The organism is Streptomyces sp. NPDC021100 (assembly GCF_044333095.1).
Taxonomy (GTDB): domain Bacteria; phylum Actinomycetota; class Actinomycetes; order Streptomycetales; family Streptomycetaceae; genus Streptomyces.
Genome location: NZ_JBIRQH010000006.1, coordinates 331,595 through 349,998, shown reverse-complemented (window position 1 = coordinate 349,998; position 18,404 = coordinate 331,595). Strand labels below are relative to the sequence as shown.

The window sequence follows — 18,404 nt, the reverse complement described above, 5'->3', positions numbered from 1 at the left end:
GCCCGGCTGGTGGGTGAGTATCAGGGAGCGTTCGCCGATTTCGGTACCGAGATCGTGGATCCGGAGGAGTTCGCCCGGTGGGGTGAAGAGCACGGGTATCGGGTGGCGTTGACCTGGTCGCCGGATGGTCCGCAGTGGTTTGAGGGGCTGTTGTCTCCCGTTGTGGGGCCGGTGGTGTCGGGTGTGTTGCGTCCGGCGGGCGGGGCGGGGCCCTGGGTGAATGATCCGGTGGTGGTGTCGCAGGGGGTCGGGGTGTTGGCGGCGGCGGCACGGGCGCATGCGGCGGAGCGTTTGCCGCGGTTCATGGTGCCGTCGGTGGTCATGGTGCTGGAGCGGTTGCCGTTGACGCCGAACGGCAAGTTGGACCGTAAGGCTTTGCCTGCTCCGGAGTACTCCGTGGTGGGTGGTGGGCGGGTTGCGCGTACGCCGCAGGAGGAGGTGTTGTGCGGGCTGTTCGCCGAGGTGCTGGGGGTGTCCCGGGTCGGCGTGGATGACGGTTTCTTCGATCTGGGCGGGCATTCGCTGTTGGTGACCCGGCTGGTCAGCCGGATCCGCAGTGTGCTGGGTGTGGAGGTGGCCATCGCCACCGTCTTCGACGCCCCCACGGTCGCCGAGCTCGCCCAGCGCCTGGACGGTGAGGGGCAGGTGCGTCCGGCACTGGTACGGATGCCGCGCCCGGACCTCATCCCGCTCTCCTTCGCCCAGCGCAGACTGTGGTTCCTCCACAAACTCGAAGGACCCTCAGCCACCTACAACATGCCTTTGGTGCTGCGGATGCGAGGACGGGTGGACCCGTCGGCGCTGCGCGACGCGCTGCTGGATGTGGTGGGGCGGCACGAGTCGCTGCGTACGGTCTTCCCGGCACAGGACGGCCGGCCGGAGCAGGTGGTGCTGGATCCCGACGACGCCGAGTTGGGATGGACGGTGCAGTCGTCGACCGAGGCGGAACTGCCTGCGGCGCTGAAGGCCGCGGCGGGTCAGCCCTTCGACCTCGCTACGGACATCCCCGTTCGCGGCCGGCTGTTCGACTGCGGTGACGAGCAGGTCCTGATGATTCTCGTCCACCACATCGCCGGTGACGGCTGGTCGGTGGGTCCGCTGGCGCGCGACATCGTCGCGGCCTATTCGGCCCGGTGCGCCGGGGAGGTTCCGTCGTGGACCGAATTGCCGGTGCAGTACGCGGATTACACGCTGTGGCAGCGTGAACTCCTGGGAGACGAATCCGACCCGGACAGTATCTTCGTGGGGCAGGTGGACTATTGGGCGGGGCAGCTGGCCGGCTTGGCCGATCTGCTGAGTCTGCCGGCCGACCGCCCGCGGCCCGCCGTGGCTTCTTATCAGGGCTCGTACGTCACTTTCGCGATCGGCCGTGAGCTCCACCGGGGCCTCGCCGCTTTGGCGAGCGGCAATGGTGCGACCGTCTTCATGGTGCTTCAAGCGGCGACGGCGGCGTTTCTCACCCGGATGGGAGCGGGCACGGACATCCCGCTCGGTACGCCGGTCGCCGGCCGTACCGACGACGCCATGGACGATCTGGTCGGACTCTTCGTCAACACGTTCGTGCTGCGGACCGACACCTCGAACGATCCGACGTTCCTCGAGCTGATGGCGCGGGTCCGGGAGACGAGCCTGGCCGCGTACGCGCACCAGGACGTGCCGTTCGAGTATTTGGTGGAGGTGCTCAACCCACGGCGTTCGCTGTCGCATCACCCGCTCTTCCAGGTGATGCTGGCCTTGCAGAACGCGCCCTCGGCGGACTTCGAACTGCCCGGACTCCAGGTCAGTGCCGAACAGGTGGACCTGGGAGTGTCGAAGGTCGACCTCTCGCTCAATGTGGTGGAACGGCACGATGAGTCCGGTGTTCCGGCCGGAATAGACGGGCTGCTGGAATACGCGACCGACTTGTTCGACCGGTCCACGGTCGAGTCACTGGTCGCCCGGTGGGTGCGGCTGCTCGAGCATGTGGTGTCCGAGCCGGAGCGGCCGATCGGCGAGGCGGAGATCCTGCTCGAGGGTGAACGGAACCGGCTGCTGACCGCCTGCGGTGACACCGCCCCCGAGACCCCCTTCGCCACCTTGGCGGACCTGTTCGGCGAGCGGGCGCGATCGGCGCCGGACGCGGTGGCGGTGGTCGGCGGCGACGGAGAGCCGGTGTCGTACGGGGAGTTGAATGCGCGGGCGAATCGGCTGGCTCATCATCTGATCGAGCGGGGTGTGGGGCCGGAGCGGGTGGTGGGGGTGTTGTTGCCCCGGTCGGTCGACATGGTGGTGGCCGTGCTGGCGGTGCTCAAGGCCGGTGGTGCGTATCTGCCGCTGGATCCGGCGTATCCGGCGGATCGTCTGGAGTTCATGCTGGCCGATGCCAGGCCGCTGCTGGTGCTGGACCAGGACGTTCTCGCCGCTGACAGGAGCGCTTATCCGGCCGGGGATCCGCGAACGCCTCTGGAACCCGCGCACCCGGCGTACCTCATTTACACCTCCGGATCCACCGGCCGCCCCAAGGGCGTGCTGGTCTCCCACTCCGGAGTGGCCGCCATGGCGGCCACCCAGCGGGACCGGATGGCGGTGACCGCCGCGAGCCGGCTGCTCCAGGTTGCCTCCCCCAGCTTCGATGTCTCCTTCGCCGACCTGTGCACCGCGTTCGCCGCGGGCGCGGCCTTGGTGCTGCCCGGCCGGGACGAGGTGGCGGGTGAGGCATTGCTCGGCGTACTGGCCGACCGGCGGATCACCCATGTGCAGATGTCGGTCTCGGTGCTGCGCTCGATTCCGCTGGACCGACCGGAGTCCGCGCTGCCGGACCTGACGACCCTGGTCCTGGGCGGCGAGACGTGCCCGCCCGAGCTGGCGGCCAGGTGGTCGGTGGGCCGGCGCCGGGTCATCAACGCCTATGGACCGACCGAGTCGACGGTGGTCGTCACCATGAGCGGGGCGCTGTCCGCCGAGGCCCTGTCGGCCGGAGGCGTGGCGCCGATCGGCCGCCCGTTCCCCCACACCCGCGTCTACGTCCTGGACGCGCAGCTGCGCCCGGTGCCTCCGGGTGTGGCCGGTGAGCTGTATGTGTCCGGCGCCGGCCTGGCCCGCGGCTACTGGGACCGGCCGGGGCTGACCGCCGAACGCTTTGTGGCCTGCCCCTTCAAGCCCGGTGCGCGGATGTACCGCACGGGCGACCTGGTCCGCTGGAACCGTGACGGCGACCTCGAGTTCGCGGGCCGTGCCGACGAACAGGTGAAGGTGCGGGGATTCCGCGTCGAACCAGGTGAGGTGGAAACGGTCCTGCACGGCCACCCGGCGGTGACCGAGGCCGTGGTCGTGGCCCGGGAGGACACTCCTGGGGACACCAGGCTGGTGGCCTATGCGGTGACGGTCGCAGGCGACGCCACTGTCGGTGAGGAGCTGCGGGCCCATGTGCGCGGGCTGCTCCCCGGATTCATGGTGCCGTCGGTGGTCATGGTGCTGGAGCGGTTGCCGTTGACGCCGAACGGCAAGTTGGACCGTAAGGCTTTGCCCGCTCCGGAGTACTCCGTGGTGGGTGGTGGGCGGGTTGCGCGTACGCCGCAGGAGGAGGTGTTGTGCGGGCTGTTCGCCGAGGTGCTGGGGGTGTCCCGGGTCGGCGTGGATGACGGTTTCTTCGATCTGGGCGGGCATTCGCTGCTGGTGACCCGGCTGGTCAGCCGGATCCGCAGTGTGCTGGGTGTGGAGGTGGCCATCGCCACTGTCTTCGACGCCCCCACGGTCGCCGAGCTCGCCCAGCGCCTGGACGGTGAGGGGCAGGTGCGTCCGGCACTGGTACGGATGCCGCGCCCGGACCTCATCCCGCTCTCCTTCGCCCAGCGCAGACTGTGGTTCCTCCACAAACTCGAAGGACCCTCGCCCACCTACAACTCGCCTCTGGTCCTGCGGCTGGCCGGCCGACTGGATGAGCCGGCGCTGCGGGCGGCGCTGCTGGATGTGGTGCTGCGGCACGAGTCGCTGCGTACCGTGTTCCCGGAGCAGGACGGCGAGCCCCGGCAGTCCGTCATCGAGCCCGACCAGGTGCGGCTGACGTGGGAGACCCGCTCGGTCGGCGAGCGGGAGCTGCCGGACGCCCTGGAAACCGCGGCGGGGCACGGGTTCGACCTCTCCTCGGAGATACCGGTCCGAGCCTGGCTGTTCGCCTCCGGTGACGACCACGTCCTGATGATTCTGCTGCACCACATAGCCACCGACGGCTGGTCGACCGGACCGCTGGCCGCCGACCTCGCCGCGGCGTACGCGGCCCGCAGCGCGGGGCGGGCCCCGTCCTGGACCGCGTTGCCGGTGCAGTACGCGGACTACACGCTGTGGCAGCGGGAGCTGCTCGGTGACGAGTCCACCGCGGGCAGCGCCTTGGTCCGCCAAGTCGACTACTGGACCGCGCAGCTGGCGGACCTGCCGGACCTTCTGCCGCTGCCGCTGGACCGTCCGCGTCCCGCCGTGCAGTCCTATGACGGCGCCGACGTGGCCTTCGAGCTGGACAAGGAGCTCCACCGCGGTCTGCTCGGCCTGGCCCGGGACGCGGGCGCGACCCTCTTCATGGTGCTGCAAGCGGGGATGGCGGCGCTGCTGACCCGGCTGGGTGCGGGGACGGACATTCCGCTGGGATCCCCGATCGCGGGCCGTACGGACGAGGCCCTGGACGATCTCGTCGGCCTGTTCCTGAACACGCTGGTGCTGCGCACGGACACGTCGGGCGACCCGAGTTTCACCACCCTGCTGGACCGCGTCCGCGAGACGAACCTGGCGGCCTACGCCCACCAGGACGTACCGTTCGAGTACCTGGTGGAGACGGTGAACCCGCAGCGCTCGGCGTCACACCATCCCCTGTTCCAGGTGATGCTGACCCTGCAGAGCGCCGCCGCCGGCGATATCGCCATGCCGGGACTTCAGGTCAGCCACGAGCCCGTCGACGTCGAGGTGTCGAAGGTCGACCTCTCGGTCAACGCGATCGAACGCCACGACGCGTCGGGCGCACCGGCGGGCATCCAGGGAGCGCTGAGGTACTCGACCGATCTGTTCGACCACTCCACGATGGAGTCCTTGCTCGCTCGGTGGACGCGGCTCCTGGAACAGGTCGTGGCGGACCCGGACCGTCCCATCGGCCAGGCGGAGATCCTGCTCGAGGGCGAGCGGGAACGCGTCCTGGTGGACTGGAACGACACCGGGACGGAACTGCCCGCGCCGACGGTGGTGGAGCTGTTCGCCGCGCAGGTCCGCTCCGTGCCCGAGGCGACGGCCGTGGTTTCCGGCGCGCACGCCCTGTCGTACCGGGAGCTGAACGCCCGGGCGAACCGGCTGGCGCACTACCTGACCGAGCACGGCGTGGGGCCGGAGCGGCTCGTCGGGGTCTCGCTGCCCCGGTCGGTCGACATGGTGGTCGCCGTACTCGCGGTCCTCAAGGCCGGTGGCGCCTATCTGCCCCTGGATCCCGCCTACCCGGCGGACCGCCTGGAGTTCATGCTGGCCGACGCCCGGCCGCTGCTGGTGCTCGACGCCGATGTGCTGGGCCAGGACCGCAGCACGTATCCCGGCACGGACCCGGAGCCGCGGCCCGAGCCGGCGCATACGGCATATGTGATCTACACGTCGGGATCGACCGGGCGGCCCAAGGGCACGGTCATCGAGCACGGTTCCCTCGCCCACTACCTGCGGTGGTCCACGCGCCACTACCCGGGCGCCGCGACGGCGACACTGGTTCCGTCCCCCATCTCGTTCGACCTCACGGTGACCGGCCTGTACACCACGCTGGCGCTGGGCGGCCGCGTCCACCTCGCCGACCTGGAGGATCTGCCGCCGACGCCCGATGTTCCGGTGGCGCTGCTCAAGGTCACCCCGTCGCATCTGCCGATGCTGGCCGAGCTGCCCACGGGATGGTCGCCGACGGAGACCCTGATCCTCGGGGGCGAGGCGCTCACCGGCGAAGCCCTGGAGACCTGGCGCCGCCGGAACCCCGAGGCCACCGTCATCAACGTCTACGGAGCGACGGAACTGACCGTCAACTCCACGGAGTACCGTCTGGAGCCCGGTACCCGGCCCCGGCCCGGAGTGCTGCCCGTCGGGCGGCCCTTCTGGGACACCCGGATGTACGTCCTGGACGCGCAGCTGCGCCCGGTGCCTCCGGGTGTGGCCGGTGAGCTGTATGTGTCCGGCGCCGGCCTCGCCCGCGGCTACCGGGGTCGCGCGGGGCTGACCGCCGAGCGCTTCGTGGCCTGCCCCTTCGAACCCGGCGCCCGCATGTACCGCACCGGTGACGTGCTCCGCTGGAACGCCGAGGGCGAGCTGGAGTTCGCCGGGCGCGCCGACCAGCAGGTCAAGGTGCGGGGCTTCCGTATCGAACCGGGCGAGGTGGAAGCCGCCCTGACCGCGCATTCCGCGGTGACCCAGGCCGTCGTGGTGGCCAGGGAGGACACTCCCGGCGACACCCGGCTGGTGGCCTATGTGGCGATGACGGACGACGGCCGCGCCGACGACGAGACGCTGCGGGCCCATGTCGCGGGGTTGCTGCCCGTCTACATGGTGCCCTCGGCCGTGGTGGTGCTGGACCGCCTGCCGCTGACCCCGAACGGCAAGCTGAACCGTAAGGCCCTCCCGGCGCCGGACTACGCCGCGCTCAGCCGGGGCCGGGCGCCGCGGACTTCCCGTGAAGAGACGCTGTGCCGGCTGTTCGCCGAGGTGCTGGGGGTGCCCGCGGTCGGCATCGACGACGGATTCTTCGACCTCGGCGGACACTCGCTGCTGGTCACCAGGCTCGTGAACCGCATCCGCAGGGACCTCGGCGTCGAGGTCGCGATCGCCACGGTCTTCGACGCGCCCACCGTGGCCGCGCTGGCACAACGGCTGGACACCGATGGCCCGGCAGCCCGCCCGGTACGTCCGCCGGTGGTGGCCGCACCCCGTCCCGAGCACATCCCGCTGTCGTTCGCGCAACGCCGGCTGTGGTTCCTGCACAAAATGGAAGGCCCGTCGCCCACCTACAACTCGCCGCTGGCGATGCGGCTGTCCGGCGAGGCGGACGGCGAGGCGCTGCACGCCGCCCTGCGCGATGTCGTCGGCCGGCACGAAGCGCTGCGCACGGTGTTCCCCGAGCACGACGGCGAGCCCCGGCAGCTGGTACTCGCCCCGCACACGGCGGAGCCGCCGTGGGCCACCCGCACCGTCGGCGCCCCGGAACTCCCGGACGCGCTCGCGGCCGCGGCCCGTCACGGATTCGACCTGTCCACCGAGATACCGATCCGCGCCACGCTGTTCACCGTCCGGGCCGACGACCCCGAGACGGCGGGCGGCGAGGACGGCACCGAGCACGTCCTGATGGTGCTGCTGCACCACATCGCCAGTGATGGATGGTCGATGGGGCCGCTGGCGCACGACATCGTCACCGCCTACACCGCCCGTCGCGCCGGCCGGGCCCCGTCGTGGACCCCGCTTCCGGTGCAGTACGCGGACTACACCCTCTGGCAGCGGCGGCTGCTGGGAGAGGAGTCCGACCCGGACAGTGTCTTCTCCCGCCAGGTCACCTACTGGAAGGGGCAGTTGGACCGGCTCCCCGAGGTGTTGCCGCTTCCCACGGACAGGACCCGCCCGGCGACGGCCTCGTACCGGGGCTCGTACACGCCCTTCGAGCTGGCCCCCGGCCTGCACCGGCGGCTCGCCGCGCTGGCACAGCGCGCCGACGCCACGGTGTTCATGGTGCTGCAGGCGAGCATGGCGGCGCTGCTGACCCGGCTCGGCGCGGGCACCGACATCCCGCTCGGTTCGCCCATCGCGGGACGCACGGACGAGGACCTGCACCCCCTTGTCGGGCTGTTCCTGAACACGCTGGTGCTGCGCACCGACACCTCCGGCAACCCGACCTTCGAGGAACTGCTGGGCCGGGTACGGGAGACCAGCCTGGCGGCCTACGAGCACCAGGACGTGCCCTTCGAGTATCTGGTGGAGGTGCTCAATCCGCAGCGGTCCACCGCACACCACCCGCTGTTCCAGGTCATGCTGGTCCTTCAGAACCCCTCGGACGCGGGCGTCGGGATGCCGGGGCTGCGGATCAGCGAAGAACTCGTCGACATGGACACCTCCAAGGTCGATCTGTCGGCGAACATGGTCGAGCGGGTGGACGCGTCGGGCGCGCCGGCGGGTGTGAGCGGTGTGCTGAAGTACGCGGCCGACCTGTTCGACCGTGGGACGGCCGAGTCGCTGGTGGCGCGGTGGATCGGGCTGCTGGAGCAGGTGGCGGCTGATCCGGGGCTGCGGATCGGTGTGGCGGACGTGCTGCTGGAGGGCGAGCGCGACCGGCTGCTGCTGGAGTGGAACGACACCGCGAGCGGGACGGCGACGCCGTCCGTGGTGGAGCTGTTCGCCGAGCGGGCGGCCGCGGTACCGGATGCGGTGGCGGTGGTCTGCGGCGAGGAGTCGCTCTCGTACCAGGCGTTGAACGCCCGGGCGAACCGGCTGGCGCACTACCTGATCGAGCGGGGTGTGGGCCCGGAGCGGATCGTGGGGGTGCTGCTGCCCCGGTCCGTGGACATGGTCGTGGCGGTACTCGCCGTCCTCAAGGCCGGCGGCGCGTACCTGCCGCTCGACCCGGCGTATCCGGCCGACCGCCTCGCCTTCCTGCTGGACGACGCCCGGCCCGTGCTGGTAGTCGACGAGGACCTGCTGGACGAGGATCTCGGTGACCACCCGGACAGCGATCCGGAGCCGCGGCCGGATCCGTCCCGGGCGGCCTACCTGATCTATACGTCGGGTTCCACGGGGCGGCCGAAGGGAGTGGTGGTCGAGCACGGCGCGCTGGCCGACTATCTCGCCTGGTCGACGCGGCATTACCCGGCGGCCGGGGCGGCGACGCTGGTGCCCTCCCCGTTGTCCTTCGACCTGACGGTGACGGGCCTGTACACGACGCTGGCACTGGGCGGTTGCGTGTACCTGGCCGACCTGGAGGAGCCGCCGGCGACGTCCGTACGGCCGGTGGCGCTGCTCAAGGCGACCCCGTCGCACCTTCCGCTGCTGGAGCGGCTGCCCGACCCGTGGTCGCCGTCCGACACCCTGATCCTCGGCGGTGAGGCGCTGACCGGCGAAGCCCTCGCCCCGTGGCGCAGCCGGAACCCCCGGGTGCGGGTGATCAACGCGTACGGCCCGACGGAACTGACCGTCAACTGCACACAGTTCGAGCTGCCGGCGGGCGCCGAGATGCCCACGGGCACGGTGCCGATCGGACGGCCCTTCTGGAACACGCGGGTGTACGTCCTCGACGAGTGGCTGCACCCCGTACCCGCGGGAGTGACCGGTGAGCTGTACGTCTCCGGCGCGGGTCTGGCCCGCGGCTACCGGGACCGCCCGGGGCTGACCGCCGAACGCTTCGTGGCCTGCCCCTTCGAGCCCGGCGTGCGGATGTACCGCACCGGGGACGCGGTCCGCTGGAACCACGACGGTGATCTCGAGTTCGTGGGCCGCGCGGACGACCAGGTGAAGGTGCGCGGACATCGCATCGAGCCCGGCGAGATCGCGCAGGTGCTGACCGGGCATCCGGGAGTGGCCCAGGCCGCCGTGGTCGTACGGGAGGACCGCGCCGGAGACGCCCGGCTCATCGCCTACGTCGTCCCCGCGCCCGGTGACGACCGCACCGACCCGGAGGCGCTGCGTGCCTACGCCGCGGCCTCCCTCCCCGCCTACATGGTGCCCTCGGCGGTCGTCGAGCTCGACCGGCTGCCACTGACCCGGCACGGCAAACTGGACCGCGAGGCCCTGCCCGCTCCCGGTCACGGAGTGCCCGGCGGCGGGCGATCCCCGCGCACTCCTCAGGAAGAGGTGCTGTGCGCCCTCTTCGCCGAGGTGTTGGGTGTGCCGGCGGTCGGTGTCGACGATGGGTTCTTCGATCTGGGCGGGCACTCGCTGCTGGTGACCCGGCTCGTCGGCCGGATCCGCGGCGTCCTGGGCGTCGAGGTGGCCATCGCCACCGTCTTCGACGCCCCGACCGTGGCGGAACTGGCCCGGCGACTGGACCGGGCAGGGCTGGCGCGTCCCGCGCTGGTGCCGATGCCGCGCCCGGATCACATCCCGCTGTCGTTCGCCCAGCGCCGGCTGTGGTTCCTGCACAAGCTGGAGGGCCCTTCGGCCACCTACAACCTGCCGATGGCGCTGTGGCTGCCCCACGAGGTGGACCAGGTGGCGCTGCGGGCCGCGCTTCGTGACGTCGTGGCGCGGCACGAGTCGCTGCGCACGGTCTTCCCCGAGCGGGACGGCGAGCCCCGACAGGTGGTGCTGGACCTCGCGGAGTCCCCGCTGAACTGGGAGGTCGTGGAGGTCGAGGCGGCACGCCGGGACGAGACCGTACGGAAGCTGGCCGATCACCACTTCGACCTGCTCACCGAGCCCCCGGTGCGCGCCTGGCTCCTGGTGCCGCCCCGGCACGGCACGGACGGCGCGGCCACCGACGAGGACGGCGCCCTGCTGGTCGTGCTGCTCCACCACATCGCCGGTGACGGCTCGTCGCGGGCGCCGCTCATGCGCGACCTGGGCGACGCCTATCAGGCGAGGCTGGAGGGACGGCCGCCGGAGTGGGCGCCGCTGCCCGTGCAGTACGTGGACTACTCGCTCTGGCAGCACCACCTGTTCGGCCGGATCGACGATCCGGACAGCATGGTGTCCGCGCAACTGGCGTACTGGACCGATGCTCTCGAGGGCATCCCCGCACAGCTCGAGCTGCCCACGGACCGCCCCCGGCCCGCCGTCGCCGACTACCGGGGCGCCGGTGTGACGTGGGCCCTGGACGCCGAGCTGCACGCGGGGCTGGCCGCTCTCGCGCGGAAGACGGGGACCACCCTGTTCATGGTCCTGGAGGCCGCCTTCGCCGCGCTGCTGACGCGCCTCGGCGCGGGGACCGACATCCCGCTCGGCACACCCATCGCCGGCCGTACCGATGACGCCCTGCGCCCGCTCGTCGGATTCTTCGTCAACACCCTGGTGCTGCGGACGGACACCGGCGGAAACCCCCGGTTCGACGAACTCCTCGCCCGGGTCCGGGCCACCACGCTGGACGCCTACGCCCACCAGGACCTGCCCTTCGAATACCTCGTCGAGGCGATCAACCCCGCCCGGACCCTGTCCGGCAACGCCCTGTTCCAGGTGATGTTCGCGCTGCAGAATGTCGACCACCCCGCGCGGTGGGGGCATGGTCTCGAGGCCACCCCGCACCAGATCGAGCGGGTGAGCGCGAAGTTCGACATGTTCGTGAGCCTGGTGGAGACGCGGACCGAAGAGGGCTCGCCCGACGGTCTGCTCGGGCGGATCGAGTACGCCACGGAGCTGTTCGACCGCGAGACCGTCGAGCGCATCGCGGTGTGGTACGGGAATCTGCTGCGCTCCGTGGTCCGCGATCCCCTCGTACGCATCGCGGACGCCGGGCTGCTGTCCGCCGAGGAGTACCGCGAACTGGTCGAGTCCCGCAACGCGACCGCCGTACCGCTGTCCGCGCAGTGGCCGCACCGGAAGATCGCGCGACAGGCGGCACTGACACCGGACGCGCCGGCCGTCGGCTGCGAGCACATCGAACTCACCTACCGTCAGCTCGACGAGCGGGCCAACCGTCTCGCCCGGCTCCTGGCCGGCCAGGGCATCGGCGCGGAGACGGTCGTCGCCCTGGCCCTGCCGAGGACGGCCGACATGGTCGTGTCCATGCTCGCAGTCCTCAAGGCGGGTGCGACCTATCTGCCGATGGATCCCGGTCACCCCGCCGACCGGCTGGCGTTCCTGCTCGAGGACGCGGCTCCGGCGGTGGTGATCACCACCGCGGCTGCCGGCGAGCGGCTGCCGGCGTCCGGTGTGCCCCGTGTCGTCCTCGGGGACCCCGCCGTGGAACGGGAGCTCCGCACACTCGACGCGTCCGATCCGGATCTGCCGGTCCACGCGGACAACGCCGCCTACGTCATCTACACATCCGGTTCCACCGGACGCCCCAAGGGTGTCGTGATCTCCTACGCGAGCATCACCAACTTCCTCGACGGGCTCGGCACCCGCATCCCGTTCACCGGGCAGGACCGCATGGTCGCGGCGACCACCCTCGCCTTCGACATCGCCGCCGTCGAGATCTACGCACCGCTCCTCGGCGGCGGCAGCGTGGTGATCGCCCCCTCGGCCGTCACCAAGGATCCCGCCGCGCTCTCGGCATTCGTGGCCGAGCGCGGGGCGACCGTCCTGCAGGCCACGCCCTCGGTGTACCGGTCGATGGTGACCGCCGCACCCCAGGGCCTGGCCGGTGTACGGCTGCTCGTCGGCGGCGAGGCACTGTCGAGCGGCCTGGCCGCGGCCTTGTGCGCGGCGGGCGGCGAGGTCGTCAACCTCTACGGCCCGACCGAGACCACGGTGTGGAACACGCTCGGCGCGGTGGAGAGCGGCGAGCACACCCCGTGGATCGGCACGCCCATGCCCAACGTCCGCGTCTACGTCCTGGACCCGCATCTGCGGCCCGTTCCACCGGGCGTGGCCGGAGAGCTGTACGTCGCCGGGGTCGCCCTGGCACGCGGCTATCTCGGCCGCCCCGCCCTCACGGCCGAACGCTTCGTCGCGAATCCGTTCGGCGGCCCCGGTACCCGGCTGTACCGCACCGGGGACCTGGTGCGGTGGCGCCGCGGCGGCGGCCTCGACTTCGTCGGCCGGGCCGACGACCAGGTCAAGCTGCGGGGCTTCCGAATCGAACTGGGCGAGGTCGAGGCCGTCCTCTCCCGGCAGGAGGACGTGGCGGAGGCCGCCGTGCTCGTCCGCGACGACGGCGACGGCGACCGGAGACTCGTCGGCTATGTGGTGCCCGGCCGGGAGTGGGCCGCCGCGGGCGACGCCAAGGAGGAGACCCGGCAGATCGAGTCGTGGCGGGAGGTGTACGAGTCCCAGTACCGCGACCAGCTGGCGAACGGCGGTTTCTGGGAGGACTTCGGGATCTGGCGGAGCAGCTACGACGGCACCGCGATCCCGCTCGCCGAAATGGAGGCATGGCGGACCTCGGCCGTGGAACGGATCCTGGAGCTCCGACCCCGGCGCGTACTGGAGATCGGCGTCGGTAACGGCCTGATCCTGTCGCAGGTGGCACCCCACTGCGAAGCGTACTGGGGCACGGACTTCTCCCCGTCGGCGATCGACGCGCTGCGCGGACGCCTGGCCGCCCTCGGAGACGTGGCCCCGACGGTCGAACTGCGGGCCCAGCCCGCCGATGACGCCTCCGGCCTCCCCCGGGAGTACTTCGACACGATCGTCATCAACTCGGTCGTCCAGTACTTCCCGCACTCCCAGTACCTCGAAGAGGTGATCCACACCTGCCTGGACCTCCTGGTGCCGGGCGGATCGCTCTTCCTGGGAGACATCCGGAACCTGCGTCTGCTGCGCTCCCTGCACAGCGGGGTCGCCGGCCACGGGCTCACCCACGACGCCGACATGGGAGCCGTCCGCGCGGCCATCGAGCAGAAGATCACCGGGGAGGAGGAACTGCTGCTCTCCCCGGACTTTTTCACCGGGCTCGGGACGGACCTCGACCGGATCGGCGGCGTCGACATCAGGCTCAAGCGCGGCGCGTACGCGAACGAGCTGTCCCGCTACCGCTACGACGTCGTCCTCTGCAAGGCGCCACTGGTTCCGCTGACGGTCGACTCCCTGCCGGAGATCACCTGGTCCGAGGCGGGCGACGACCTCCTCGACGGCATCCGGGAGGCGCTGCGCACCCACCCGGAGGGCGTCCGCTGCAACGACATCCCCAACGGCCGGCTGCTCGCCGACCACACCGCGATGCGGGAGATACGGGCCGGGAGCACCGCGAGCCGGGTGCTCGAGCGGATGGACCGGGCCGGCAGCGCCGGTCCGGACCCCGAAGCCTGCCACCAAGTGGCCGTCGCACAGGGATTCCGCGCGGTGACGACGTGGGCGAAGTCCGGCCGCGACGACCGCTTCGACGCGGTCTTCCTCCCCTCGGGGACGACGCGGCCGGTGGCCGCCTATCGCAGCGGCGCAACAGCCCCTGGTGAAGACCGGACCGCGCGGCACGACAGGCCGGCCAACCAGCCCGCGGCCACGCACCGGCTACGGGGGCTGAACGAGGAGCTGCGCGCCCGGCTGAGCCGGTGGCTGCCGGAGTACATGGTGCCCGCGGCCTTCGTGGTGCTGGACGAGCTGCCCCTGAGCCCCATCGGCAAGCTGGACCGCAAGGCGCTGCCGGCGCCGGACTACGCCCTGTTCAGCGGCGGCCGCGCACCGCGCACTCCGCGGGAGCATGCGCTGTGCGGACTGTTCGCCGAGGTCCTGGGCCTGCCCGAGGTCGGCATCGACGACAACTTCTTCGATCTCGGCGGCCACTCGCTGCTGGCCACCCGGCTGGCCAGCCGGGTGCGCACCACGCTCGGTGTGGAACTGCCCATCGCCATGGTGTTCGAGACGCCGACCGTCGCCGCACTGGCCCGGCGTCTGGACGACACCGGCGACCGGGCGCGCCCGGCCCTGGTGCCGATGCCGCGGCCGGATCACATCCCGTTGTCGTTCGCCCAGCGCCGGCTGTGGTTCCTGCACAAGCTGGACGGACCGTCGTCCGCCTACAACATGCCCCTGGCCCTGCGCCTGTCCGGCGGGGCGGACCACAAGGCACTGCGGGCCGCGCTGCGGGACGTGGTGGACCGCCATGAGTCCCTGCGCACGGTGTTCCCCGAGACCGACGGCATGCCGTACCAGAAGATCGTGACCGCCGACGCACTGGCCTGGGAAACCCTCGAGGTCAGCGCCGACGAGCTGCCGCGGGAGGTGGCGAGGGCCGCACGGTACGACTTCGACCTGGCCGTCGAGCCGCCCCTCCGGGCCTGGCTGTTCGACTGTGGCGGCGACGAGTGCGTGCTGCTCGTCCTGCTGCATCACATCGCCGGTGACGGATGGTCCACCGGGCCGCTGATGCGGGACCTGGCCACCGCCTACACAGCCCGCCGCGAGGGGCGCGCACCCTCATGGCCGGCCCTGGCCGTGCAGTACGCGGACTACACGCTGTGGCAGCGCGCGTTGCTGGGGGAGGAGTCCGACCCCGACAGTGTCTTCGCCCGGCAGGTCGGCTACTGGACGGAACAACTGGCCGCACTGCCCGCCCGGTTGACGCTGCCGACGGACCGGCCACGCCCCGCGGTGCAGTCCTACGAGGGTGCCGGTCTGCCCTTCGCGTTCACCCCGGAGCTGCACCGGGCACTGGCCGGTCTGGCCCGGGAATCGGGCGCGACCGTCTTCATGGTGCTGCAGGCCGGAATGGCGACGCTGCTGACCCGCCTCGGCGCGGGCACCGACATTCCGCTGGGGTCCCCGATCGCGGGCCGCACGGACGAGGCCCTGGACGATCTCGTCGGATTCTTCGTCAACACGCTGGTGCTCCGTACGGACACCTCCGGCGACCCGAGCTTCCGGGAACTGCTGGCGCGGGTCCGCCGGACGAGCCTGGCCGCCTATGCCCACCAGGATGTGCCGTTCGAGTACTTGGTCGGGGCGCTCAACCCTCAGCGTTCCGTATCGCATCATCCGCTGTTCCAGGTGATGCTGGTGCTGCAGAACGCGTCGGGCGGCGCCGTTGGCCTGCCAGGTCTGGAGGTACGGGAAGAGCCGGTCGGTCTGGACACATCGAAGGTCGACCTCTCGGCCCATATGATCGAACGTCACGACGAGTCGGGCGGCCCGGCCGGTGTGAGCGGCGTGCTGAAGTACGCGACGGACCTGTTCGACCGGGCCACGGCCGAGACGCTGGTGGCACGTTGGACACGTCTGCTGGAACAGGTCGTCGCGCGGCCGGACCGGCCGATCGGCGAGGCGGAGGTGCTGCTTGACGGGGAGCGCTCGCGACTCCTGCGGGGGTGGAACGACACCGCGGCCGAGCTGCCCACGCCGACGGTGGTGGATCTGTTCACCGAGCGGGCCCATGCGGCGCCGGACGCGGTGGCGGTGGTCCGCGGCGAGCAGTCGCTGACCTATGGGGAGCTGAACGCTCGCGCGAACCGGCTGGCCCACCACCTGATCGAGCGGGGCGTGGGGCCGGAGCGCATCGTGGGGGTGTCGCTCCCCCGGTCCGTGGAGATGGTGATCGCGGTGCTGGCCGTCCTCAAGGCCGGCGGCGCGTATCTGCCGCTGGACCCGGCGCATCCGGCCGATCGTCTCGCCTTCATGCTGGATGATGCCCGGCCCCTGCTGGTGCTCGATGAACAGACGATGTCCCGGGAACGGACGGATCACCCCGACCGCGACCCGGCACCGGGCCTCGACCCGTCGCACCCGGCGTACCTGATCTACACCTCGGGTTCGTCGGGCCGCCCCAAGGGCGTCGTCGTCGAGCACGGTTCACTCGCCGACTACCTGAGCTGGTCCACCCGGCATTACCCGGCGGCGAGGGACGCGACGCTGGTCCCGTCCCCGATGTCGTTCGACCTCACGGTCACCGGCCTGTACACCACTCTGGCGCTGGGCGGCCGCGTCCACCTCGCAGACCTGGAGGACTTGCCTCCGGCCGGTGACGCCCCGATGACGCTGCTCAAAGCCACTCCCTCGCACCTTCCCCTGCTCACCGGGCCCTCCGCGGGATGGTCACCGGCCGACACCCTGATCCTCGGCGGCGAGGCCCTCACCGGTGCAGCCCTGGAGAGCTGGCGGAAGCAGAACCCCCGGGCAGCGGTCGTCAACGCGTACGGCCCGACGGAACTGACCGTCAACTGCACGCAGTACACGATCCCCCCGGGTACGCGGCTCCCGGCCGGCCCCGTCCCCATCGGCCGCCCCTTCTCGAATACCCGGGTGTACGTGCTCGACGAGGTGTTGCGTCCGGTTCCGCCGGGTGTCGCGGGGGAGCTGTATGTCTCCGGTGCGGGTCTGGCGCGTGGCTATCACGGGCGTCCGGGGCTGACCGCGGAGCGGTTCGTGGCGTGTCCCTTCGAGGCCGGTGCGCGGATGTACCGGACCGGTGACCTGGTGCGGTGGAACCATGATGGCGAGCTGGAGTTCGCCGGGCGTGCGGACGAACAGGTGAAGGTGCGCGGCCATCGCATCGAGCCCGGTGAGGTCCAGGCCGTGCTGGCCGGGCACCCCGATGTGGCACAGGCGGTCGTCGTGGCCCGGGAGGACGCACCGGGCGACACCCGGCTCGTGGCCTATGTGGTGCCCGAGGGCCACACCGCCCCCACCTCCGGCGAACTGCGCGCCCATGCGGCGGCACGCCTGCCGGAGTACATGGTTCCGTCGGCCGTGGTCACCCTCGAGGCGCTCCCGCTGACCCCGAACGGGAAGCTGGACCGCGACGCCCTGCCGGCCCCGGACCACAGCACCCGGCTCCGGCACCAGGCGCCCAGGACGCCGCAGGAAGAAGTGCTGTGCGATCTGTTCGCCGAGGTGCTGAACGTGCCACAGGCCGGGATCGAGGACGGCTTCTTCGACCTGGGCGGACACTCCCTCCTGGCGGCCCGGCTGGTCGGCCGGATACGCGACGTGCTGGGTGTGGAACTGCCCGTCCGCGCGGTCTTCGAGGGCCCCACCGTGGCGGCGCTGGCCCGCCGGATGGAGCTGGGGGAGGAGGACAGCCTGGATGTGCTGCTGCCCCTGCGCACACACGGACGGCACCGCCCCCTTTTCTGCATCCACCCGGTAAGCGGGCTGGGCTGGTCCTATTCAAGGCTCTTGAAGCACCTCTCGCCGGAGATCCCGGTCTACGGCCTGCAAGCCCGCGGCATACGGCGCCAGGAACCGCTCCCGGAATCCCTGGACGACATGGCCGAGGACTATGTCCAGCGGATTCTCCAACTGCAGCCGGAAGGCCCGTACTTCCTCCTCGGCTGGTCCTTCGGGGGCCTCTTGGCCCACACCGTCGCGGCGCTCCTGGAGCGCCGCGGAAGGCAGGTCGCGCTGCTTGTGCTCCTCGACGCCTATCCGAGGAAGGAGATCACCGCGGCAGAAGTGGAGGAGATCGTTTCCAAGATCGATATGTCGACCATGTACCGCGGCATCCTCGAAGGGTTCGACGTCGACGTCGACGAGGCGGAAGCGAAAACGCTGAGCCACGACCGCGTCGCGGAAATCCTTCGGGAGAAGAACTCGGTACTCGCCGGGCTCAAGGAATCCGAAGTGCGGACACTGACCGACGTCCTGATCAACAACGTGCGTATCCGCAATCAGGTCGAAAAGCACGTCGTATCTGCGGAAACGCTTGTCATCGCGGCCGGTGAGGGATCGAACAACCCGCTCACCGAGAACATGTGGAGCGAGCACATCACCGGTGGAATCGACTTCCACCGGGTCGGCGCCCGGCATTCGCAGATGCTGAACCAGGGGCCGCTGGAGGAAATCGGACCCATTGTGGCGGACAGGCTTCGGCGCATCGTTTCCCCATCGACCTGAAGTCGAAAGAAGGACCCGGA

The 18,404-nt window shown here is 71.0% G+C and carries 1 pseudogene; it reads left to right on the top strand.

What is annotated here, in order from left to right:
- Window positions 1–231 precede the first annotated feature (231 nt).
- A pseudogene (locus ACH4PU_RS15340) lies at window positions 232–18,384 on the top strand (non-ribosomal peptide synthase/polyketide synthase); the annotation flags it as partial.
- Between the last annotated feature and the right edge of the window lie 20 nt (window positions 18,385–18,404).